This window comes from Paucimonas lemoignei, from assembly GCF_004342585.1.
Lineage (GTDB): Bacteria > Pseudomonadota > Gammaproteobacteria > Burkholderiales > Burkholderiaceae_D > Paucimonas > Paucimonas lemoignei.
On record NZ_SLZQ01000015.1, the window covers coordinates 25,940 to 47,964 of the forward strand.

Consider the following 22,025-nt stretch of genomic DNA (forward strand, 5'->3'; position numbering starts at 1 on the left):
AGGCTGCGCTTGGCGATGGATTTTTGCCGACGCGGCGAATGTCGTACCAGTCATGAATATCTATGTCGGCACGAGTGGCTTTCAGTACGCGCACTGGAACAATGGCGTGTTCTATCCGCCGCGCACCAAGGATCGCCTGGCGTATGCCTATTCCAAAATGAACGTGTTGGAAATCAATTCCACGTTCTATAGCATCCCTAAGCCGGAGATGGTCGCTGGATGGGCAGAAAAGATTCCCGCTGGCGCCAAGATGATTTTGAAGGCGCCGCAGTCAGTCACGCATCGCCGCCGCCTGAGGCTGCAAAGCGCGCCGCATGTCAAACCGGGCGAACACTTGCTGCATTATTTCGCCGATGGCTGCCTGCGTATTCCCGAAGAAAAACGCGGACCCGTGCTGGTGCAACTTCCCAATCGCATGGCAATCGATCTGCAGCGCCTGGAAGCGGTATTGCAGTTACTGACGCAACGCTCGCTCAAGGTCGCGCTGGAAGTGCGGCATGCCTCGTGGTGCGTGACACCGACCTTCGAGCTGCTGGCGAAATATCGCGCCGCCCTGGTGGCGTCGGATTGGCACGAATTTGCCACGCCACTGGTGCCGACCGCGGATTTCATTTACTTGCGCCGGCATGGGCCGGACAGCGTCTACAGCAGCTTGTATAGCGAGGAAGCGGTTGCCGAAGACATCGCGCTGATCCGGCGCCAGCAGGTCGATGAGGCTTATGAGCTATTCAATAATGACGTGCATGGCTATGCACCGCAGAATGTGATGCAGATGCTGCGATTGCTGCGGCAGGAATGAGTTTCAGCCGGGCATAAACGGCATAAATAGCATTCACGTCATTACGGAAATCGATGTGTCTTGCGAGGCCGGCGGTCCGGCGCGTTCCAGACAAGGATGGCAGATATTCTCATTCCGGGAGGTCTGCCAGCTCCCATCGGGCTGCGCTGGCCAAACCCCATTCATGGCACCGCGTTAATTGCGAGCCGAGAATTTGCATCCGATAAACCCTCTGCTTTCGCTCATTGCCGGCGCCGCAACTCAATCTGAAATTTTTAGTCTACTTTGACAGAATGCTGGTTACAAGCAGGCTGTGCATTGGTTGGGTAAAGTGTTCTTACACATCATTAACGGGCGGGCAAATGTCGGTTAACGAATGGAGTGGTACCGAGGCGCTCGAAATTGCGGAACAGCGTTTCAGGGAATTTGCGGATGCGATGCCGCACATTATCTGGACTGCCCGCGCAGATGGCACGATTGATTATGTGAATCAGGTCTATCGCGACTTCGTGCAGCGCGACCTTGATGTGCCTAGCCAGAGCTGGATAGACATTCTGCATCCCGATGATGTGACGCCCACGCTGAGCGCCTGGCAGCATGCCGTCGCCACCGGCACCGAATACTCCATTGAATTTCGCGCGCTGCACCATACGAGCGGCAAATATCGCTGGCTTGCCGTCCGTGGCAAGCCGGTTCGGGATGAAGCTGGAAATATCCGCAAATGGTATGGCATTTGCACCGATATCCAGAGCGTCAAGGAAGCGCAAAGTGAAATCCAGCGTCTTGCCAACCTCGATCAGTTGACCGGATTGCCGAACCGACGGCTTTTGCAGGACCGCCTGGAACATGCCATGCGCGTCAGCAGCCGCAACCAGCAATGGGGCGCGGTCATGCTGATCGACCTGGATAACTTTAAACTGGTGAACGATACGCAGGGACATAGCCAGGGCGACGTGCTGATCCAGCAAGTGGCGCAGCGATTGGCGCGCTATCTGCGTGGAAGCGACACGGTGGCGCGTCTCGGTGGCGATGAATTTATCGTCATACTCGAAAGCATAGGCCATACCAGCATCGAAGCCGGCAGCCGCGCCGCACAAACTGGCGAAAAAATTCTTGCCATCCTGGGCGAGCCCTTTCAGCTATGTAATAGCCAGCACAGCAGCACTGCCAGTATCGGCGCGTCGCTTTTTCACGGCACGCAGCGCCCGGCGGAGGAATTGCTGAAGCGCGCCGAGGCCGCCATGTACCAGGCCAAGGCGGCCGGCAGAAATCTTTTTTGTTTTTATGATCCGGTGATGCAGTCGGCGATCAGCAAGCGGATGGCGATCGAGGATGCAATCCGTCATAGCCTGGAGCATGAGCTATTCACCGTGCATTACCAGCCACAGGTCGACTTGCACGAGCGCGTCATCGGTGCCGAAGCCTTGCTGCGCTGGACGCATCCGGATTATCGGCACGTTTCGCCGGCTGAATTCATTCCCGTTGCAGAAAATTCCGGGCAAATCCTGCAGCTAGGCCAGTGGGTGCTGCAATCGGCATGCGAGCAATTGGCGGCATGGGCGCGGCATCCCGCAACGGCGCGGCTGACGCTGGCAGTCAATGTCAGCGCCAAGCAATTCCGCCATCCCGAGTTCATCCATCAGGTGATCGGCATCATTGAGACAACGGGAATCCATGCAGGCAAGCTGAAGCTGGAAATTACGGAAACGGCATTGATCGAGAATATCAGCGATGCCGTGGACAAGATCCTTGTGCTGAAAAAACACGGCATTGGCATGTCGCTGGATGACTTTGGCGTGGGCTATTCTTCCCTGGCGTATCTGTGCGATCTTCCTCTTGATCAGATCAAGCTGGATCGCTCATTCATCCGGCGCATTCCGGGTAGCGCCAAGGATATGGCGATCCTGCAAGCCATGATCATGCTGGGCCAGAAACTGGGACTCACCATCGTCGCCGAAGGCGTCGAATCGACCCAGCAGTTACATGCGTTGACCGGAATCGGCTGCCAGCATTTTCAAGGCTTCCTGTTTTCCAAACCCTTGCCGGCGCCAGACTTTGCCGCTTACTTGCAAAAAAGCGTGGCGGATTGAGCCATCGTTTGCGATCGATGGCTGCAACCTGCCAGGCGCACGTGCAGCCGTCATCGCCGCGCCGCTTACGGCAAGGATTGCGTCGGCGCGACTTGCTGGTTGACTGGCGAATTGCTGCGTGCCGGCTGTGACGGCGCCGGGTTGCCATTGCCGCCGCCGAAAAGGCGGTTCCACAGACTGCTGATCGGGTCGCGCTCTTCCGCGCCGACGGTGCGCACCGCGCCCTGGTCGGCAAATTCCTGGTAAGCCCAGTCGCCATTGGCTTGCACCAGGCCATCGGGCATCGCGCGCTGGCCATCCGGGCGGCCGCGCAAGGCGACGCGCATGTAATCGACCCAGATCGGCAGCGCCAAGGTGCTGCCGAATTCGCGGTTGCCCAGCGACTTGGGCGTGTCGTAACCCAGCCAGGCCACGGCCACCACATCGCTGGCATAGCCGGCAAACCAGCCATCCATCGCATCGTTGGTGGTACCCGTCTTGCCGGCCAGGTCGGCGCGGCCAAGCTTCTGGCCGGCGGCTGCGGCCGTGCCGGAATGGGCGACGTCGCGCAGCATGCTATCCATCAGCCAGGCATTGCGCGCATCGAGCACGCGTTCGGCTTCATTTTCCGCCTCCGGCTTTTGCGCCAGGACGTTGCCCTTGGCATCGGTGATCTTGGCGATCAGGTAAGGCTGGCGCAGGTAGCCGCCATTGGCAAACACGGCATAGGCCGACGCCATCTGTGCCGGCGTCACCGACCCGGTGCCGAGTGCCAGGGTCAGGTTGTTCGGGTGCTTGTCCGGCGTAAAGCCGAAGCGGCCGAGATAGTCTTGCGCATACTGCGGCGTGACCTGTTGCAGGATGCGGATCGATACCACGTTCTTGGAACGCTTCAAGCCATAGCGCATCGATACCATGCCATCGTAGCTGCCATTGTCGTTTTGCGGCGTCCACGAGCGGCCATTGGCATCGGTCATTTCCAGCGGCGCATCGTTGATCAAAGTGCCGGGCGACAAGCCTTTTTCCAGCGCGGCGGAATAGACAAAGGGCTTGATGGTCGAGCCCGGCTGGCGCCAGGCCTGGGTGACATGGTCGAACTGGCTCAAGCCATAGTCGAAGCCGCCGACCAGGGCGCGGTACGAGCCGTCATGGGCATTGAGAGCGACAAAGGCTGCCGCCACTTCCGGCAATTGCACGATCGCCCATTTCTGCTTGGCGTCTTGCATGATGCGGATCACGGCGCCGGGTCGCACGCCGCTGTCACCCTTGGCGCCGAGCTTGGCGGCGGCAAAACGCAAGCCTTCGCCGCTGATGGTGATTTCTTCGCCGGAGAGCACTTGCACGCGCACTGCCTTGGATGACGTCGCCAGCACCACGGCTGATTTCAATTCACCGCTGTCCGGGTATTTCAGCAAGGCTTGGGCAATCGCTTCATCGCGGTCTTCTTCATCGTCCGGCAATTTGATGAAGGCTTCCGGCCCGCGATAGCCATGGCGGCGGTCGTAATCCAGCACACCGCGGCGCACGGCCGCATACGCCGCATCCTGATCGGTTTTGACGAGCGTGGTGACGACATTGAAGCCGCGCGTGTACGTCTCTTCCTTGAATTGCGAATACATGAACCTGCGCACCTGTTCGGCGGCGTATTCGGCATGGGCGCCGAAGCGTTGCGCGTTACCGCGGATTACCGGCTTTTCATTCACTGCCTGCTGGTACTGCGCTTCAGTGATGTAGTTCAGCTCGCGCATGCGCTTGAGGATATACAGCTGGCGCTGGCGCGCGCGCTTGGGGTTGACCACCGGGTTCATGGTCGACGGCGCCTTGGGCAAGCCGGCCAGCATGGCGGCTTCGGCCACGCTGATGTCGCGAATCGGCTTGCCGAAATAGGTGTAGGCGGCAGCGGCAAAACCATAGGCGCGTTCACCCAGGTAAATCTGGTTCATGTACAGCTCGAGGATCTGATCCTTGGAGAGTTCGCGCTCGATCTTATAGGCCAGCATGATTTCGTTGACCTTGCGCGAATAGGATTTTTCGCGCGACAGGAAAAAATTGCGCGCGACTTGCATGGTGATGGTCGAGGCGCCCTGCGCATTGCCGCCTTTGACAAAATTCGATAGGGCGGCGCGCAGCACGCCCTTGTAATCCACGCCATCGTGCCGATAGAAGCTTTCATCCTCGATCGCCAGGAGCGCCTTGGTCATCAGGGGCGGCATTTGCTTGATCGGCACGAACTCGCGCCGCTCTTCGCCGAATTCGCCGATCAGTACATTATCGGCGGTGAAGATGCGCAGCGGGATCTTGGGACGATAATCGGTCAGCGTATCCAGACTGGGCAGGCTGGGAGCGACCAGTATCAGCGCATAAGCCGCGAGCAAACCGCCAACCAGCGCCACGATGGCCAAGCCACCCAGAAACAGGCCGGCCAGGCGCCGGCGCCAGGAACGTTTGCCGGCGCCGGATTTGGCGCCCTTGGACGATTGTGAAGAGGAAGAGGATTTGGAAGATTTCGTTGATTTCATAAAGAAGTGCGCGCAGCCAACAATGCAGGTAGCAAATATGTGCGCGGCTGGACAAGCCAGAAAATAGCAATTTTATAAAACTAACCGCATGCAACTGTATCAGGCATTGCGAATCGGGGGTATGGTGATTACTTTTTGTAACGACAAAGTTGTGTAAGCGCAGCAATATCTTGCCGCCATAATGATCTTAGGCAATGTATCGGCGGAAAAGTTGCTCATGCACCATTAAATATCTCGGATCCGTCATCCTGCGTATCGCCTGCTGGCGTCATCTGCGGCCAAACTGGCAGTCGACGCGAGCGATTTGTGTTTAAATGCCGTCTTTCCGCCAGTTGGCAAAACTCTAGCCAGCATAATCATTTCATCGCTTGCCATTCATGTCTCTTGCGTCATCCCTCTCCACTCCTTCCCTCGCCGGCGCGGCGGTAGAACAGCCGCAACTCTGCTGGAATGAAGCAGGTGAAAACCGTTGCGCCTCGTGGCGCGCCGAAGGCGGCGCGACTGTGCCGAAACGCGTGGTGATCGGCGACGATACCCTGGCGGCCGATACGGCCTATCGTCTGGCTTGCGAGGGAACGGCCATCCTGTGGCGCGGCGACTTTCAGAATGCGCGGCAATTGCTGCAGGCGCTGGCACGGCGCCTCGACGGCAAGGGACGGCGCAAGGGCGGCAAAAAGCCCAAAGCCGCGGCCAACATCACCGAAGCTTTTCATTTCCATCGCCAGGCGCAGGCGCAGCGCGCCCGGGTGCTGGGCATGCTCCTGATTCCTTTCGATGCTGATTACGGCATTCCCCTGCGCCGCGCGCCCGATGTGCGCCAGGCTTGCCGCGAAGCGTACGGAGACAATACTGCGCCTTTCGTGACATCGCTGCGGGAGCTGCAAGGCATCATCGGCGCGCATGAATGGCGCAAGAAAGGTGTCGAGATTCCGGTGCTGGGAGCGCGCATTCATCCACATTACGGCGTGTTTTCACCGGTACGTGGCGAGTATCTGGAGCTGGTGGTCAAGGCGCCCTTGCCGGCGAATCCGCTGCCGCAGGCATTCGATATCGGCACCGGCACTGGCGTGCTGGCGGCCTTGCTGGCGCGCCGGGGCGCTACTCATGTCGTGGCGACCGATTGCGCACCGCGTGCACTGGCTTGCGCGCGCGACAATATCCAGCGCCTGCAACTGGAAAAACAAGTCGACATCGTTGAAGCCGACCTGTTTCCGCCGGGGCAAGCGCCGCTGATCGTGTGCAATCCGCCCTGGTTGCCGGCGCGCCCCAGTTCCGCGCTCGAACAGGCGGTGTATGACCCGGATAGCCGCATGCTGCGCGGCTTTCTGACAGGTGTTGGCGCGCACCTGGCACCCGGCGGCGAAGCCTGGCTCATCCTGTCTGACCTGGCCGAGCATCTCGGCTTGCGCTCGCGCGAAGACTTACTAGGATGGATCGATGCGGCAGGATTGAAGGTGGCCGGCCGGCTTGATGCACGGCCAATTCATCCCAAGGCCAGCGACCCCGACGACCCGCTGCATGCTGCACGGCGCGCCGAAGTGACATCGCTGTGGCGCCTGGCTGCCAAATAAGCGCGCAGTAAGCACGTATTCAGCAGGTACTGAGTGTGTATCCCTGATTAAAAATTGTCCGGCTTGCCGCCGAAAAGGCGTCGCCACCAGCCGCCTGGCTTGGCGGTATGGCGCCTTTCCACGCCGCCTGGTGCGCCCGTAGCACCGCGTGCAGCGGTGGGATAGGTGTGGATCGTCGTTGCGGCAGGTTGGGTGGTGACAGTTTGCGGTGCCGACGCGGCAGCATGACCAGAATGGTCTGGATGAGGGCTGGCGGAAGTGCTCTGCGGCGTAGTTGATGTAGTTGACGCAGTGGCGGCAGTAGGCGCGGTGGCGGTTGGTGCTGCTGGTGCCGCAGGCGGCACAGCGGCAGGCTTTGCGGCAGACGCAGCGGATGTTCCCGGTTGACGGGCTGGCGGCCGCACCGCCTGTTCCGGCTCCAGCGTCGGCACGGCGCGGGATTGCAGCGCCTGCTTGTCATATTCCAGGAACAGGATTTTGCTTTCCAGGATCTTGATCATGTGATCCTTGTCAGCCAGGCGCAGACGCAATTCGCTGGTCACCTGGTCTTTCACACGGCGCAGCTCGGCTTCGAGCGCAATGACACGCTCGAGCGAACGAATGCGCTCTTCCAGCAGCGCGATCTTATTCTTGTCGGCAGGATCCTTGCGGGGCTCCCGCGGCTTGGGAGCGGCTGCCGGACTATGCAGGCGGCCGTAAAAGCGCAGCAATTCCGCGGTGTCGATGCGGACGTCGCCATCCTGCAGCACGGTTCTGGTCAAACGCCCGTTTTCAATATCGCGCAACAGGGTCGTGCGCGCTTTGCGCACCAGCTTTGCTGCATCGGAAAGGTTCACAAGTGCCATGCCGTCAGTGAATTGGCAAATCCATAATTGACCATGCTAAGCCAGAAGAATTCGCCCGATAGCGGCATAGATCAGAGGCATGGCAGTCTGTCGGCGGATCGCTACATTTTTGCTTGCATTCGCCACACTTGACGCTGGCTCCGTCATGGCTGCCTGTTGTGTAATCGACCAGAAAGCGCTCAACTTTGGCGTCAGGGATTGACGGCAGCGGCAATAACTGCAAAAGTTCCATCAAGAAATTTACAATTATTAACAATGCGGAGACTGGCAACGCACGGCATCCCTTTTCTTTGAGGCGGCATGGATAACTACACCATCTTTACCAAAACGGCCAAAGGGTTGGGCGAAGCGCTGGGTAAAACCAAGAACCTGTCACGCGAACACCGCAAGATCCTCAAAGAAATCGATGGGAAGGCAAGTTTCGAAAACCTGATCGATCAGCTTGGCATGGACGACGCCCGGCTGGAGAAAGTCATCAGCAAGTTGCTGGCCGAGGATTACATCCGCGAATTCGGGTCGTCCGCGCCGCCCGGCACGCAATCCACCGGTGAGACCGTATTCGGCCTGACCGCGCCGGCGACGATTGAAGTCGCCAACAGCCAACTCACCATCGGCGACTTCTTTCGCGCCATGGAAGAGCCCGACGTAGCGTCGGGAGCGCATGCGGGCAACCTCGACTTCAGAAGCCTGGGCATGCTCGACGCGGACAGCGCCCGCCGGGCACGCGAAGAACAGGTCGCGCAAATCGACCAGACGCGTCGCGCCATCGAGGAAGAAGCCCGGCGCATTACCGAACAAATGCAGCGTCAGGCCGCCGAATCAGCGCGCCGCGAAAGCGAACGGCTGGCACTTGCAGCGGCGGAGCAGGCTCGCCTGGAAGCAGAGGCCAAAGCCAAGCAGGAAGCCGAACTCGCGCGCCAGCAAGCCCTATTGCAAGAACAGCTTCGCGCCAGACAGGAAGCGGAAGAACAGGCACGGCGCGCCGAGCAAGAGCGCGCCAGAAAAGAAGCCGAGGAAGCGGAAAGACAAGCCCGTATCAAGGCGGAGCAGGAAGCGCGCCGGCTGGCCGAAGAAGCGGCCCGGCGCGAGGAACAGGAACGCCAGCGCCGCGAGGCGGAGGAACGCGCCCGGCAGCAGGCTGAGGAAGACGCCAGGAAGCGGGCAGAAGCCGAGCGACAGGCGCAACAGGCCGCCGAAGCCAAAGCCAGAAAAGAGGCCGAGGCGCAAGCCAGGCGTGAAGCGGAAGAAGAGGCACGTCGCCAGGAAGAAGCAGCGCGCCGCGCCGCAGAAGAAGCCGAAAGGCTGGCGCAGGAACAGGCGCGCATCAAGGCATGGGAAGCAGCCCGTCGCGCCGCCGAAGAATTGGCAAAGCGCGAGGCGGAAGCGGCCGCCAAGGCAGAAACAGAACGTCAGGCGAAATTGAAAGCGGAGGAAGAAGCGCGGCTGGCAGCCGCAGCGCAGGCGCGCCTGCAGGCCGAGGAAGAGACACGTCGCGCTGCCGAGGAACAGGCCCGGCGCGAAGCAGAAGAACAGGCACGCTTGCAGGCGGAAGCGGAAGCACACCGCGCGGCGGAAGAAAAAGCCAGGCGTGAAGCGGAAGAGCAGGCCCGGCAGGAAGCGCGCGAACGGGCCCGGAAGGAAGCCGAGGAAGCGGCACGCCTGAAGGCAGAGGATAAGGCCCGTCAGAAAGCGGAAGCCAAAGCCAGGAAAGAGGCAGAAGCACAGGCCAAACGCGAGGCGCGCGAACAGGCTCGACGCGAAGCGGAAGAAAAAGCGCGCCAGGAAGCCGAGCGCAAGGCGCAGCAAGCCGCCGAAGCTAGGAGCAAAAAGGAAGCCGAGCAGCAGGCCAAGCGCGAAGCCAAGGAAAAGGCAAGGCAGGCCGCGGAAGAAGCAGCGCGCCTGAAAGCCGAAGAAGCGGCCCGCGTAAAGGCAGCTAAGGAAGCCGAGAAAGAAGCCGAAAAAGCGGCAAAGATTGCAGCCAAAGCCGAAGTCAAGGCAGCGGTCGGCGCAGATGCCGACAAGGCGGCAGCTCCCGCGTCGCCAGCGCCGGATGACACCATACAGCCAGCCATGGCGAGCGAAGAGCCGGCATCCAGGCGCGCCGTGCGCATCGCTCTGCCGTCATTGAACCTCGGCAGGCTGGTGCGCACGGGTGCCGTGGCAGTGGCGGCATTGTCTGTCATCGGCCTGGCAGCAGTCCACGTCATGCCATTCACCAGCCGCCTGGCGCTACTGCAAAAGGAAGCCAGCGCGCAGTTCGGCCAGCCGGTGCGCATCGGCGGCCTGAACCTGGCGCTGCTGCCGCAACCGCACTGGCGTTTGCAGGAAGTGGCGATCGGCGAGAATAAACAGATCGTCATCCCGCAGGTCAAGGCCAGAGCTTCGCTGGCCAGCCTGTTTGACGGCACCATGCAATTCACCTCCATCGAACTGGTCTCGCCCGCCATCGATGAAGAAGGCCTCGCCTGGATTCTGTTCGGACCAACATCGGGCACTTCATCAGGCGCACCAACCGGCGCACAAGCCGACACCCCATGGCAAGCCGCCATGCTCACCGCGAGCGATATCCGCCTGCGCACGCCACGGCTGCCGCTCCCGGTCTTTGACGGCAGCGTCGAAATCGATGACAAGAGCGGTTGGCGCAAGATCGCATTGAATGCGGCGGCGGAAAAACTCCACATCGACTTGATCCAGAAAGATGGCAAGCTGCAGTTCGAATTCACCGCCAATGACCTGCTCTTGCCGTTCGGCGCCACTCAGGGATTCGACAGTTTCAATGCCAGCGGCGCCATCGCGCGGGATGGCTTGGAGATCGATAAATTTACCGGCGTTGTCTATGACGGCACCCTCAGCGGCAACGCCGTGCTGCGCTGGAAGCAGGGCTGGAACTTGAAAGGCGAGGCGCAGGCCAAGCGGTTCGCGCCGGCGAAGCTAGTGCCTACTCTAATGCAGGGCGGCGCGCTGGATGGCAATTTCAAGTTTGCGATGCGCGCCGACGAAGCCGATAAATTGTTCGCCGCGCCGCAAGTTCGCGGCAGCTTCAATGCCAGCAGCGGCACCTTGCTCGGCATCGATATGGCCAGCCAGATCATGGGGCAGGCCGGCAGCGGCAGGACGGCATTCAATGAAATCGATGGCGATTTCATTCTCGATGGCGGCAAGCTGAAGCTGGCGAAAATGCACATGGCTGCCGGATTGCTGTCGGCGGCGGGCGACGCGGCCCTGGATGCCGATGGCAGGCTCGACGGCCAAATCAATATGGATTTGCGTACCGCGACCAGGCAGGCGCATGGCATCGTCAAGCTTGGCGGCACGGTGGGCGCGCCGAAGTTCAGCCGCTAGCTCATCGTCGCGCGACCGGCTTGCCTCATGCGTCGTGTGTCAGCGACGGGCGTATCGTTACGCTGACATGCCGAACAGTTTGCGCAGCGGGGCAAAGAGTCCGCCTGCCGCAGGTTTCACGACGCCGCTGAGCCGCTCGACGTAATGACGCACCAGGGCACGGTCGCTCGGATTCAAACTGATGAATTCGACGCCGAACGAATCGCCCAGCACGTGACGAATGCGGCCGCGCACGCTGAAGTGGCGCGAAATCGGCGCCGGCAGATGCACGATCAGCGACGCCGGCAAGTCGACATGGCAGCCGGCGAAGCGATGCTTGACGCTGATGCGGATACCGCCTTCGCTGATATCGACGGCATTGGTGACTTCGATGAAACCATCGCCATTGATATGCACGCGCACCGGTTGCTGGCGCTCGGGAGCGACGCGCGCAAACTGGCGCCGGTTTGCCGCAGTGGTATTGGTCTTCTCTGGCATGGGTAGTCTCTCCCTTTTAATCCAGTGTACGAACAGAAATTTTCACTGTCTACTTGCAGCGCCGCAAAGCCACTGCGGCGACACAGTCTTTAACAAACTGTGGTAAGGCCGATGCATCATGCGCTTAAGCGCAGGCCAGCAAAAAAGCTTGTGCATTGTTGAACAAACCGGTGCCGATAATGTCCTACGGGCTATAAGTCACCACTGCTACAACGAAAGATGGAACCAACAAGGGAAGAAATGCTGGCCAGGCTAGCCAAGGATGTATTCAACAAGCGCCAACGCCTGCTGCAAGCGGTGCAAGCCAGCGCGCAATCGCAAGGCAGCGACATCGCGCCAGTGCTCGAGGCGGAATACCGCGCCGCCGAACAGGAATACAGTCAAGCCAAGGCGGCATTCGCGCGCGCCATGAAAACGGATAAGCCGGCGGTCAGCTAGACATCGACTGCATAGTCAGCATGCCTGCGATCTGCCCGGTAACGACAAGGAAAACACCATGCCACCATGCTCTGCTTGCGCCGCGCTCGAGGGCGCGTCGGTTTCCACTTCGCCGCACGCCAATTTATTACTGTATTCGGAAACCGGGATCAATTTCTGGGAAAAGGCAACCGGCCGGGCCGACTATTACATCTGCCATGAATGCGGCACGGTATGGGAACGGGATCTGGCGCGCAGCGAGCCCAACGCCGTGTGGAAGCATGCTACCCGGCCGCTGGAGGGCGCGGAGATCGTCAAGGATATCGCGCGGCAGCAAGACCATGGGCAGCCGTGAGGCTTGCCCTGGCCTTGGTTGGCTTGAAGCGACAGAAATCATGTCCGGCTTCGGCAGGTGCGGCGCGGCTGTATTCGCGCTCTAGTTCTATGCTGCGCCGGCCGCGTAGCGTTGATCGCTGGCGCGTCCAAACTCGCTGATCGGCACCGGACGGCCAAAGAAATAGCCCTGATACGCATGGCATCCCAGCTCCTGCAGGAAGCGCCATTGCACTTCGGTTTCCACGCCCTCGGCAATGACTTTCATGTCGAGATTCTTGCCCAGCCCGACGATGGTGCGAACGATCGCCGCATCGTGGGGATTGGTGAGGACATCGCGCACAAAGGAGCGGTCGATCTTCAACTGGTCCAATGGCAGGCGCCGCAAGTAGGATAGCGAAGAATAGCCGGTGCCGAAGTCATCCAGCGAAAAGCCCACGCCATGCGCGCGCAACTGGGTCATCTTGGTGATCACGTCTTCGACATCGTCGAGCAGGATGCTTTCGGTCAGTTCCAGCTTCAGGCGCTGCGGCTTAGCGCCCGTCTTGTCCAGCACCGCCTTCACCTGGGCCACGAAGTCGCGTTCGCGGAACTGGCGGGCGCTGACATTGACGGCGACCGTCAAGTGAGCGGTGCCGGCGACGCCTGCCCATGCCACCAATTGCTTGCACGCGGCTTCCAGCACCCAGCGCCCGAGCGGCAGAATGATCGCGGTCTGCTCGGATAGCGGAATGAATTCGAGCGGGCCGACCAGCCCGCGTTGCGGATGCTGCCAGCGCACCAGGGCTTCGGCGCCGGTGAGGCGCCCGGCGTCATCGACCTGCGGCTGGTAAAAGAGTCGGAATTCTTCCAGGTCCAGCGCCTGCCGCAACTCTTCCTCCAGCTGGGCGTGAGCAGTGACCACCGATTGCATTTCCGGGTCGAAGAAACGCAGGCAATTGCGCCCTGCCGCCTTGGCTTCGTACATGGCGAGGTCAGCGCGCTTCATCACTTCTTCCACGCTGTTCATCGGCGCGCCGAACAGCGCCACGCCGATGCTGGGCGTGCAGTGATACTGATGGCCGACCAGGTGGTAGGGCTGGTTCAGCGCGGCGATGATCTTTTCTCCCACGGCTTCGGCCTGGATCGCCGCCTCGGCGGGATTGGCGCTCAAGTCTTCCAGCATCACCACGAATTCATCGCCGCCCAGCCGCGCGATCGTGTCGCAATTGCGCACCGACCAGGGCAGGCGCTCGGCGACCTGGCGCAGCAGCGCATCGCCATTGTCATGCCCGAGCGTGTCGTTGAGGATCTTGAAATTGTCGAGGTCGATGAACATCAAGGCGCCTTCATGTCCGCTGCGCGCGCTGGCAGCCAAGCCCTGGCGCAGGCGGTCCATCAGCAGGCGGCGATTCGGCAATTGCGTCAGCGGGTCGTAGAACGCCAGGTGGCGGATTTCTTCTTCGGCGGATTTGCGCGAGGTGATGTCGGTCTGGGTAAAGACGTAGTGGGTGGTCTGGCCTTCGTTGCCCTTGACGGCGGTGACGGTGGTCCAGTTCGGAAAGATGTCGCCGTTCTTGCGGCGGCACCAGACTTCGCCTTGCCATCCGCTGGTGCGCTGGATGGCGTGCTGTACCGCCGTGTAAAAGGCGTCGTCGTGGCGGTCGGAGCGCAACAGCGTGCTGGCCGTCTTGCCGACGGCTTCATGCGCGTCGTAGCCGGTGTTGTCGATGAAGGCATGATTGACGCGCAGGATAACCTGTTCGGCATCGGTAATCATGATCGCTTCCTGCGATTCGAAAGCGGTCGCGACGATGCGCAATTCTTCCTCGGCACGCTTACTGGCCGTGATGTCGCTAAAGCTCCAGACCCTGCCCACGACCTTGCCATCGAGCCGCTGCGGCAGCGAATTGCGCTCGAAGATGCGCCCATCCTTGAGCCGCACGATATCGTTGCTGGACATGTCCGGATGCTCATACAGATACTGCACCTTGGCCAGAAACGCCTGCGCATCTTCCACCTGGTCGATCACGGTGTTGAGGAGTACATCGTCGCTGTCGGGGGCCAACGCTGCCGGCGGGATGCGCCACATATCGATGAAGCGGCGATTGCAGATCTCGACCTTGCCGCCGGAGACGACCAGGATGCCATCCGCCGTCGCTTCGATGGTGGCGCGCTGCAGCGAGTTGGCCTTGCGCAGGCTGCGCACCAGGCCGGGCAGCGGCACCAGCACCAGCCACGCCGCGAATGCCGCGATGAACCATGACACGGCTGGCCGGTTGATGAAATATGGCTCGGGAGCCAGGCCCAATTTACTGAGCACGATATAGCTGCCCCAGGCCAGCATGTACGTGGCGATAAACAGGGTGCCCAGCTGGATGCTGGTGACGATGCAAAGCATCATGGCGATGGCCACGGCGGTGGCCACCGTAATGGGCGGCAAACCGAAAAAGATCAGGCCGACCAGCAAGACCCACATGAAGGAGGCAAACAGCTTGAGCGACAGTTCCGGCTTGCCGCTACGGCTTAGCCGCCACAGGCTCAGGATGATGACAACCTGCGCGGACGTCAGGATCGCCGTGACAAGCTTTCTGTAGAAAACGAAGGGAACGCCAATGCAGAGAAATACCAGCGCCAGAATCAGGAAGATGCGGTAGAAACTGTCCAGCAGCTTGATATTGGAAGAGGCGTCGTGTCTGGCGTCCATGAATCGAACTGGGCTGTATTGTTAGTATTGTTTTCAAACTTCAGCGAAGCATGACGGTCGCAAGTTTCGTGCGGTATGGGGAAACCTTCCGGGATGAAGTGTTTGCATCCATATAGTAATTAAAGTTTCATGCATGTATAGAACTATTTATGCTGCCTGTGCCGTTTTTGCTGCATTACTGAAAGTCGGTTTCTCCTTTTTGACTTGCTCATCCGCGTTGACAAAAAAATAGCCCCGCCAGGCGGCGGGGCTGAAGTGGCACACGGGAGAAGTCTTACTTGCTGACCTGGATGTTATCGATCAGCACGCGGCCGCTTGGCTTGCGGTCGAACTTGAAGACGATCCCCTTGATCTGGTTGAGCGCCAGCAGCGGTCTGCCGGCGACGAAATCCGCCATGGGAATACGCACCGTGCGCAGCATCGTGTGGGTAAAGTCGCTGCCGATGTTATCTTCGCCGCCCATCTGGTAGGCACGGTCGGGATAAGTCAGGCGCGCATAGTTTGATACCGGCAGCGCATTGCTGGCATAGGTAACACCAAGGTAGTTGATCAGCAATTGCACGGTGAAATCCTGGTCCATCCCCTTCGGATTCTTGTCCTGAACGAATTCGTACATCTGGCCGACGTCGAAGGACAATACCGGATAAGTGCTGACCAGCGAGCCCACCGTGGCGGTCGTGGCGAAATTCAGGCGGTATTCCGCGGCATTGCTTTGCCACGCCAGGCGCAGTGCATTGGTGGCCAGGTAAGTGTGCGGATAATTCTGATATGCCATGGGCGAGCCGAAGAACCAGATCTCATTCGGGAAGGTGTACATCTCTTCCATCTCGAACAGGCTGGAACCGGCATTGGTCACGCCGCTGCGCGAACCCGTCGCCGTATTGGCATCTTCCTCATAGTGATTCAGCACGACCCTGCCCTTGTCCTGGTAGCGCGGCGTAATCGTCACGCCGGCCGGCAGGCTGTTGTCCGGCGTCTTGTTGGTCAAGACATCGGTGGTGTTGGTCGCGCCCAGCACATTCTTCAGATAAGCGGTCAGGTACACCTTCAAGGTTTGCTGGCTCTGGTCCGGACGGATCAGGCCGGACAATGGGCGCACATGGAATGCCGCGTCGGCGCAAGCCTCGCTTTGATAACCGGCCACGCAAGGTGCGGCCCAGATGCTGTTGAAGTGCTTGTGGTTGGCGCCATCGACCATGTAGGCCGCCTTGATATGGGTCGGCGTGCCGAGCGTGGCGCGCTGCGCGCGCTCGAACTGGTTCTGGCCATAGAAGAAGCCGACGTCTTCATCGTGCGAGCCGTACAGCGTGGCATAGCCGACATCATCCAGCACGATCGGCGTCGACTGCGCCGGGTCGTTCGGATTGGCAGGATTGGCGAAGTACGGCAATTGCGTCTTCGGATCGGTGTCCGTCAGGATGTACTTGTCGGTCGGCGCGATCGAGAAGAGCGCGGCGATATTGAACTTGTAATAGTCCGGCGCAGTGGTCAGGCTGGACGAATGGAGGTTGTTCAATACCTTCGCCACCGAGATCGCTTCGCCGCCGCGCGAATGGCCGACCAGGGCGATCTTGGTCATGTCGACCTTGTTGTAATACTGGTTGCCGAAGGTGGTGCTCCACTTGCGCCACAGCTGCATGTGGCGCAGCAGGACGATGGCGCGCGCATCTATTTCACCGAAGGCGCCGTTGAGGAAATCCTCGTCGACGGCGACGGCGATGTAGCCATGGCTGGCCAGGTGCTGCTGCAGGTAAGCGTGGCCCTGGAAGCTCGGCTCTTCCGGCGCATGGTTGCCATGCAAGATGAAGACGATGGGGAACTTGCCGGTGGCGTTGGGCCGGTAGACGGTCGCGCGCAGCGGCGCCTTGTCCATGGTAATGCCCAGCACTTCGCTGACATGATAGGCCGGCGAATTGAAGTAACTGGTGATATCGGTGGTGGTGTTGGCGCCGCCAGTCCAGCTGCCGTAGGATTCCTGGATCACGGCATAGGTGCCGGGGTCGCCGTAGCCGGCGTGCGCAGGTTGCGTGAAGCCGGCCAGCGCGGCCAGCATGAAGGCGGCGCGTGCCGCCAGGTTTTTCAGGATGCTCATGTGCCGTTCTCCCTTATTCTGCCGGCGCTTTGAAGACGAGCGCGGTTTGTTGGGCGGCCTTGCCGACGGTGGCGTAGCGGAAGGGCTTGCCATTCATTTTTTTCAGCACTTGCGGGTCGTACACCTTGAAATAGATGCCATCCCTGGTGGCGCCGTATTCGCGCACCGGGATATCGCCGACGAAGAGCTGCACCGGCAGCGCATAGTTGGTCGGCACGATGCCCTTGACCTTCACCAGGTACACGGCATGGAAGCTGCGTTCGGCACCGGCGGCATCGCGTGCCGCCTGCGGCGCGACCAGCGCCTTCTTTTCGATCGAATAGGAATCCAGGCGAACGTTATTCGCCGCGTATAGCCCTGGAGCTGCGAGACATCCCAGCAGCAGCATCGGTATGGTTTTCTTCATGTTTTCTCCGACTGGTTTAAGAAATGCGCATGCTGCAGGCCGTGGATGCGGCGTTGCAGCATGCCAGGTCAGAAACGCCGCTACGTGTCGCAACGGGCTGGATCCTTGCCGGGTAGGCAGGGAGGAGACGGGCTGATTATGGTGCGATGCAAGATATAAGACAATTAACTAGTTGTAATACCAGTTATTTTTCTCTTGAATGAATGCGTGACTCCCGGCAATTGCAAGCCAAGGTAAAGGAGGGGGCGGTAACGAGGAAACGCGCTTGCCGCAGCGAGTGTGCACGTTGCGGCAAGCGTGTTAAAAGGAAGGAAAAATAGTGAAGGCGCCTAGCGACGCGACGACAGGACAATGCCACAGACGATGAGCACGAAAGCAGCGCCATGGTACAGCTGCGGCAATTCACCGAGGATGGCAGAGGACATGAGCGCCGTAAAAAGCGGGATCAGGTTGGTGAAAAACGCTGCGATATTTGGACCTACCCGCGCCACGCCGACACTCCACAAGCCCAGTGCGATGATGGCTGGTGCGGTCGAGACATACAGCAAGCCCAGTGCAAGCGTCCAGCCCCAATGGAAATGCGTCTGTCCCAGCGTCCATTCGCCTGCGGCAAACACGGCTGACCAGGCCGCGCCAAACATGACTTGTGCCAGAATGGCGCTGCTCCAGTTCTGACGGATCGACGCCGGTTCGGTCGGACGCGCCAGCATCCAGCTATAGATCGACCAAAGGATCGTGGCGACGATCATGATCGTATCGCCGAGCACCAGGTGCAGCGTCAGCAGGGCATGCAAGTCGCCGCGGCATAGCACGATGACGACGCCGATGATTGACAGGAGCGCGCCGACGATCTGCTTGCCGGTGAAATGCACGCCGAAAAAAATGCGGCCGATCGCCATCATGAAGATGGGCATGCTGGCGCCGACCAGCGTGACATTGATAGGCGCGGACGTATGCAGCGCCAGGTACAGCAAGCCATTGTAGAGGCTGGTGCCCAACAGGCCGAGCATGGCAAAGCGCTTCCAGTGCGGCCATAGACCGCTGTCACGGCGCAGTACCGTTCGTCCGAGCGGCAGCAAAATCACTAGTGCCACCAACCAGCGCACGAAGTTGATGATAAAAGGTGATGCCAGATTGCTCAGCATACGTCCGGCAATGGCGTTGCCAGCCCATAGGAATGGCGGGGTGAGCAACATAAGTACCGTGGTGAAATTCAGGGGCTGATTCAACAGAAAACTCGTGAGGTAGGATTGACGTCCGCCGTGGACATGCATGAACGGACGAGGCTGCAAGGATACCTTATTTTGGCAAAGTCAGACTGCCACGAGTGCGTTGTTGTATGAATTATAGAATGGCAACGAAAGAAAAAAATCATATCGCCGTCGCTGCCAGGAGCTGAAGCCGGAGGTTCGTAGTCATAGCGATAGGCATGAGCAATCTGTCAATCCTCTGCCAATCATTAAGCAAGCCGTTACAATGCCCGGCATGACTTGACGCTTCGACCTGTATCGATTCATCCAAAACGATCCGCATGAAAATCCAGTTCGCGTCTGACCTGCATTACGAATTCCTCGAAAAGCAATTCCCCGGTTACCGCATCATCCAGCCGGCTGAAGCCGATGTGTTAGTGATCGCCGGCGATATTCATCACGGTCCCATGGCGATCGACACCTTCGCCGACTGGCCGGTGCCGGTGGTGTACGTGCATGGCAACCATGAGCTGTATCGCCATGAGTACGGCGCGATGCTGAAGGCGCTGCGCGCCAGGGCACAGGGAAGCAACGTGCATTTCCTGGAGCGGGATGAGGTAGTCATCCAGGGCGTGCGATTTCTCGGCTGCTGCCTGTGGACCGATTACTGCCTGCCTCCCTACGAGATGGACTCGGCCATGCAGGCAGCTGAAGGCACATTGCCCGATCATCGCTTGATCAGATTCGGCGTGGATGTGTTTTCCGCGCGCGATGCACAGCACATTCATGCGCAATCGCGTCATTGGCTGGAGAACAAGCTTGCCGAGAGCTTTGCCGGTCCGACTGTCGTGGTCAGTCACCATGGTCCGCATCCGGAATCGGTGCATGCCCGTTTTGCCGGTTCAATCATCAATGCCGCCTTCGTCAGCGACTTGACTCCACTGCTGGGACGTGCCCAGCTATGGATTCACGGCCACGTGCATGACAGCTTCGACTATGAAGTCGCCGGCACGCGCGTCGTCACCAATCCGCGCGGCTATGCCACCAACCGCCTGGCGGCGGCTTCGCCCGAACAACTGGTATGGGAAAATCCCGTCTTCGATTCGCGCCGAGTGGTTGAAGTCAGCTAGCGCGTTTTACTCCGCCGTCACACAAAATTCAAAGCCCGGCATGGCTATGCGATTTGCAGTACACCCGCGCCACATTCAAAAAATTATGCAGGATGGGCGACTGGTCTTCCTTGCGGTACAGGCAGCTCAGGTCCACCGTTGGCGCAGGCACCTTCTTGATGGGGCGGTAGACGACATTGGGTATCTGCAGTGCGGTAGCAGACTCCGGCACCAGGCAAATGCCGAAACCGCCGCCAACCAGAGCGACGCCGGTCACAGCATCAGCAACTTCCTGCGTCGCCTGCATGTGGAAGCCTTCGGCGAGGCACAGTTCCATGACATAGTCGATGAAATTCGGCCGCGAACCGCTGGGGAATAGCACCACCGGATTGTTTGCCAGTGCGGAGAAGGCGATTTCCTTTTGCCGCGCCAGCGCATGGGTTTGATTCACGGCGACGTATAGCCGTTCATTCATCAAGACTTCCGCCGTAATGTCGGGCGTATCCCAGACCAGCCGGTTAAACCCTACTGCCAGGGTATGATTTCGTAGCGCATCGATCTGCTCCTTCTTGCCCATGGTATGCAGCACGATTTTCACATCCGGATAAATGGTCCGATAACTCAGCAGCAGTCCCGGGATCAGGCTCAGGATACTGGAACCGAAGACACCGACATCGATGCGGCCGAGCTGGCCGGCCTCGGCGCGTTGGGTCCTCTCCGTAGTCTGTTCGATCAGCTCAAAAATATTACGCACGCCATCAAGAAACATGCGTCCGGCATCGGTCAATTCCATGCCTTTGGCGGTGCGCAGGAACAGCGTCGCGCCGACGGTCTCTTCCAATAGCTGAATCTGACGCGTCAAGGGCGGTTGCGAGATATGCAGCCGCGCTGCGGCGCGCCCCATGTTCGATTCTTCGGCGACCGCCATGAAATATTTAAGCTGACGAAAATCCATGATCTGGAAAGTCTCCGGAGAAACGCCCATACGATTTAGGTATGGGATTTAGGCTAATTTGGTATTGGAAAGTATTGCCTGTTGCCGCTAATTTACCACATACGCACTGACGCCGAATCTGGAATCGGCGCCAAAAGCGAACCAATTACAAGACGACTAGCGAGACAAAAACATGCAATTTTTAATCTTCCTGTACGACGCAACCGATGCCGGCGCACAAGAGCGCCGCGCCAAAATCCGCCCCGACCATCTCAAGCGTGCCGAGCACTACCAGCATGCGAACCACCTGTTGATTGGCGGCGCCTTGCTCAACGAGGCTGGCGATGTGATCGGCTCGGCCGCCGTCATCCAGTTCGAAACCCGCGCCGAGCTCGACGAATGGTTCAACACCGATCCTTACAAGATCGGCAACGTCTGGGCGCGCATGGAAGTGCACAACTTCCGCGTCGCCCCCCATTACAACATCAAGCCCATCATCAAGGAGGCCCACTAATGGCAATCAAGGAAAATCTCAAATTGCGCGTCGTGCATGATCAACTGGAAGCCGGCGCCAGCATTACCCTGGACCCGGCAATGCGCGTCGTCTATTGCCGTACCGGCAACGTGCGCATTATCGAAGGTGGCCGCCGCCGCATCCTCAGCGAAGACAATGCGCAGCTGGTGCAAACCGAGACCACCATCGAAGCCGCCGTCGGCCCGGCCACCGTATGGCGCTGGGAACTGGTGCCGGTGGAATCCGACGATGCCGCCACGCTGGCGCACGGCGCCGGCGTCGTCAGCGAGAACAAGGGCGCGTACCCGTTGCCGCTGCCGGACGACGAACGCCAATTCTCGATCCGCTGCGACCGGGTCGCCTTCCCGCCAAGCGGCGAAGCGCTGACGCATATCCATGCCGCGCCGGGCGTGCGCTGCGTCCATACCGGCGAATTCTTCCACGATTCGCTCGGCAAGCAGTGGACCATCAAGCCGGGCGTAACCTGGCTGGAACGCGGACCGGAACCTGTGTACGCCAAGGTCTGGGACAAGGGCCCGGCCAATTTCATCCGCGTGATGGTTATCCCGAGCGCGTATTCCGGCAAATCGACGATCTCGTACGTCAAGCCTGAAGACGCGCAAAAGCCGAAGTCGCAGCAGTATTACCGCTACCTGGAAGAGGAAATCCAGCTGCCCGGCTAACGCCAGTATGGGAAGTAAAAATTTCAATTAAAAGGCCGCGGACACACGCGGCCTGGAGAC

Annotated in this window: 17 protein-coding genes; 9 read left to right on the top strand and 8 right to left on the bottom strand. The window is 59.7% G+C overall.

Annotation, left to right across the window (positions count from 1 at the left end; all coding sequences use genetic code 11):
- Nucleotides 1–52 precede the first annotated feature (52 nt).
- Nucleotides 53–799, top strand: a complete 747-nt coding sequence (locus EDC30_RS17110) for a DUF72 domain-containing protein (protein ID WP_165973864.1) — start codon at nucleotides 53–55, stop codon at nucleotides 797–799.
- Between the two features lie 341 nt (nucleotides 800–1,140).
- Nucleotides 1,141–2,868, top strand: coding sequence for a putative bifunctional diguanylate cyclase/phosphodiesterase (locus EDC30_RS17115; protein ID WP_165973865.1), 1,728 nt, complete (start codon nucleotides 1,141–1,143; stop codon nucleotides 2,866–2,868).
- A gap of 65 nt (nucleotides 2,869–2,933) precedes the next feature.
- Here EDC30_RS17115 and EDC30_RS17120 read toward each other — a convergent pair whose 3' ends face one another.
- The gene (locus EDC30_RS17120; protein ID WP_132260077.1) at nucleotides 2,934–5,366 is read right to left on the bottom strand and encodes a penicillin-binding protein 1A; all 2,433 of its coding nucleotides are present in this window, start codon (nucleotides 5,364–5,366) and stop codon (nucleotides 2,934–2,936) included.
- 377 nt (nucleotides 5,367–5,743) lie between these two features.
- On the opposite strand from EDC30_RS17120, the gene EDC30_RS17125 reads away from it, so the two are divergent.
- Nucleotides 5,744–6,937 carry a methyltransferase gene (locus EDC30_RS17125; RefSeq protein WP_132260078.1) on the top strand — a complete coding sequence of 398 codons (1,194 nt, stop codon included), beginning with the start codon at nucleotides 5,744–5,746 and terminating at the stop codon, nucleotides 6,935–6,937.
- 47 nt (nucleotides 6,938–6,984) lie between these two features.
- On the opposite strand, the gene EDC30_RS17130 is transcribed toward EDC30_RS17125, so the two are convergent.
- Nucleotides 6,985–7,773, bottom strand: coding sequence for a hypothetical protein (locus EDC30_RS17130; RefSeq protein ID WP_165973866.1), 789 nt, complete (start codon nucleotides 7,771–7,773; stop codon nucleotides 6,985–6,987).
- A 309-nt stretch (nucleotides 7,774–8,082) separates the two neighbouring features.
- Between EDC30_RS17130 and EDC30_RS17135 the strand changes: the two genes are divergently transcribed.
- Nucleotides 8,083–11,124 carry an AsmA family protein gene (locus EDC30_RS17135; protein ID WP_132260080.1) on the top strand — a complete coding sequence of 1,014 codons (3,042 nt, stop codon included), beginning with the start codon at nucleotides 8,083–8,085 and terminating at the stop codon, nucleotides 11,122–11,124.
- A 57-nt stretch (nucleotides 11,125–11,181) separates the two neighbouring features.
- Here EDC30_RS17135 and EDC30_RS17140 read toward each other — a convergent pair whose 3' ends face one another.
- Nucleotides 11,182–11,601: a PilZ domain-containing protein gene (locus EDC30_RS17140; protein ID WP_132260081.1), complete on the bottom strand. Its 420-nt coding sequence runs from the start codon at nucleotides 11,599–11,601 to the stop codon at nucleotides 11,182–11,184.
- 219 nt (nucleotides 11,602–11,820) lie between these two features.
- Here EDC30_RS17140 and EDC30_RS17145 point away from each other — a divergent pair, with 219 nt between their 5' ends.
- Together EDC30_RS17145 and EDC30_RS17150 are read left to right on the top strand one after the other, a co-directional pair.
- The gene (locus EDC30_RS17145; protein WP_132260082.1) at nucleotides 11,821–12,039 is read left to right on the top strand and encodes a hypothetical protein; all 219 of its coding nucleotides are present in this window, start codon (nucleotides 11,821–11,823) and stop codon (nucleotides 12,037–12,039) included.
- A 58-nt stretch (nucleotides 12,040–12,097) separates the two neighbouring features.
- Complete coding sequence (locus EDC30_RS17150; protein WP_132260083.1) at nucleotides 12,098–12,373, top strand: hypothetical protein; 276 nt, start codon at nucleotides 12,098–12,100, stop codon at nucleotides 12,371–12,373.
- Between the two features lie 87 nt (nucleotides 12,374–12,460).
- Here the strand turns inward: EDC30_RS17150 and EDC30_RS17155 are convergent, their stop codons facing one another.
- From EDC30_RS17155 to EDC30_RS17170, 4 genes are all read right to left on the bottom strand, one after another.
- The gene (locus tag EDC30_RS17155) at nucleotides 12,461–15,037 is read right to left on the bottom strand and encodes a putative bifunctional diguanylate cyclase/phosphodiesterase (protein ID WP_165973867.1); all 2,577 of its coding nucleotides are present in this window, start codon (nucleotides 15,035–15,037) and stop codon (nucleotides 12,461–12,463) included.
- 274 nt (nucleotides 15,038–15,311) lie between these two features.
- Entirely contained in the window at nucleotides 15,312–17,129 is a 1,818-nt protein-coding gene (locus EDC30_RS17160; protein ID WP_165973868.1) for an alpha/beta hydrolase, read from the bottom strand.
- Between the two features lie 13 nt (nucleotides 17,130–17,142).
- Nucleotides 17,143–17,535, bottom strand: coding sequence for a hypothetical protein (locus EDC30_RS17165; protein WP_132260085.1), 393 nt, complete (start codon nucleotides 17,533–17,535; stop codon nucleotides 17,143–17,145).
- A 329-nt stretch (nucleotides 17,536–17,864) separates the two neighbouring features.
- The gene (locus tag EDC30_RS17170; RefSeq protein WP_243656838.1) at nucleotides 17,865–18,764 is read right to left on the bottom strand and encodes a DMT family transporter; all 900 of its coding nucleotides are present in this window, start codon (nucleotides 18,762–18,764) and stop codon (nucleotides 17,865–17,867) included.
- Nucleotides 18,765–19,066: 302 nt separating this feature from the next.
- On the opposite strand from EDC30_RS17170, the gene EDC30_RS17175 reads away from it, so the two are divergent.
- Nucleotides 19,067–19,855 (top strand): metallophosphoesterase, encoded by a 789-nt coding sequence (locus EDC30_RS17175; RefSeq protein WP_132260087.1) that lies wholly within the window; start codon nucleotides 19,067–19,069, stop codon nucleotides 19,853–19,855.
- A 28-nt stretch (nucleotides 19,856–19,883) separates the two neighbouring features.
- On the opposite strand, the gene EDC30_RS17180 is transcribed toward EDC30_RS17175, so the two are convergent.
- Nucleotides 19,884–20,789, bottom strand: coding sequence for a LysR family transcriptional regulator (locus EDC30_RS17180; RefSeq protein WP_132260088.1), 906 nt, complete (start codon nucleotides 20,787–20,789; stop codon nucleotides 19,884–19,886).
- 172 nt (nucleotides 20,790–20,961) lie between these two features.
- On the opposite strand from EDC30_RS17180, the gene EDC30_RS17185 reads away from it, so the two are divergent.
- Both EDC30_RS17185 and EDC30_RS17190 read left to right on the top strand, forming a co-directional pair.
- Nucleotides 20,962–21,282, top strand: coding sequence for a YciI family protein (locus EDC30_RS17185; RefSeq protein ID WP_132260089.1), 321 nt, complete (start codon nucleotides 20,962–20,964; stop codon nucleotides 21,280–21,282).
- Nucleotides 21,282–21,965: a hypothetical protein gene (locus EDC30_RS17190; protein WP_132260090.1), complete on the top strand. Its 684-nt coding sequence runs from the start codon at nucleotides 21,282–21,284 to the stop codon at nucleotides 21,963–21,965. Before EDC30_RS17185 ends, EDC30_RS17190 begins: the two co-directional genes overlap by 1 nt.
- The last annotated feature ends 60 nt before the right edge of the window (nucleotides 21,966–22,025 follow it).

Excerpts from the sequence above, each read along its gene's own strand:
- EDC30_RS17110 (WP_165973864.1), top strand. The coding sequence starts at position 53 with ATGAATATCTATGTCGGCACGAGTGGCTTTCAGTACGCGCACTGGAAC.
- EDC30_RS17115 (WP_165973865.1), top strand. The coding sequence starts at position 1,141 with ATGTCGGTTAACGAATGGAGTGGTACCGAGGCGCTCGAAATTGCGGAA.
- EDC30_RS17120 (WP_132260077.1), bottom strand. The coding sequence starts at position 5,366 with ATGAAATCAACGAAATCTTCCAAATCCTCTTCCTCTTCACAATCGTCC.
- EDC30_RS17125 (WP_132260078.1), top strand. The coding sequence starts at position 5,744 with ATGTCTCTTGCGTCATCCCTCTCCACTCCTTCCCTCGCCGGCGCGGCG.
- EDC30_RS17135 (WP_132260080.1), top strand. The coding sequence starts at position 8,083 with ATGGATAACTACACCATCTTTACCAAAACGGCCAAAGGGTTGGGCGAA.
- EDC30_RS17140 (WP_132260081.1), bottom strand. The coding sequence starts at position 11,601 with ATGCCAGAGAAGACCAATACCACTGCGGCAAACCGGCGCCAGTTTGCG.
- EDC30_RS17145 (WP_132260082.1), top strand. The coding sequence starts at position 11,821 with ATGGAACCAACAAGGGAAGAAATGCTGGCCAGGCTAGCCAAGGATGTA.
- EDC30_RS17150 (WP_132260083.1), top strand. The coding sequence starts at position 12,098 with ATGCCACCATGCTCTGCTTGCGCCGCGCTCGAGGGCGCGTCGGTTTCC.
- EDC30_RS17155 (WP_165973867.1), bottom strand. The coding sequence starts at position 15,037 with ATGGACGCCAGACACGACGCCTCTTCCAATATCAAGCTGCTGGACAGT.
- EDC30_RS17160 (WP_165973868.1), bottom strand. The coding sequence starts at position 17,129 with ATGAGCATCCTGAAAAACCTGGCGGCACGCGCCGCCTTCATGCTGGCC.
- EDC30_RS17165 (WP_132260085.1), bottom strand. The coding sequence starts at position 17,535 with ATGAAGAAAACCATACCGATGCTGCTGCTGGGATGTCTCGCAGCTCCA.
- EDC30_RS17175 (WP_132260087.1), top strand. The coding sequence starts at position 19,067 with ATGAAAATCCAGTTCGCGTCTGACCTGCATTACGAATTCCTCGAAAAG.
- EDC30_RS17180 (WP_132260088.1), bottom strand. The coding sequence starts at position 20,789 with ATGGATTTTCGTCAGCTTAAATATTTCATGGCGGTCGCCGAAGAATCG.
- EDC30_RS17185 (WP_132260089.1), top strand. The coding sequence starts at position 20,962 with ATGCAATTTTTAATCTTCCTGTACGACGCAACCGATGCCGGCGCACAA.
- EDC30_RS17190 (WP_132260090.1), top strand. The coding sequence starts at position 21,282 with ATGGCAATCAAGGAAAATCTCAAATTGCGCGTCGTGCATGATCAACTG.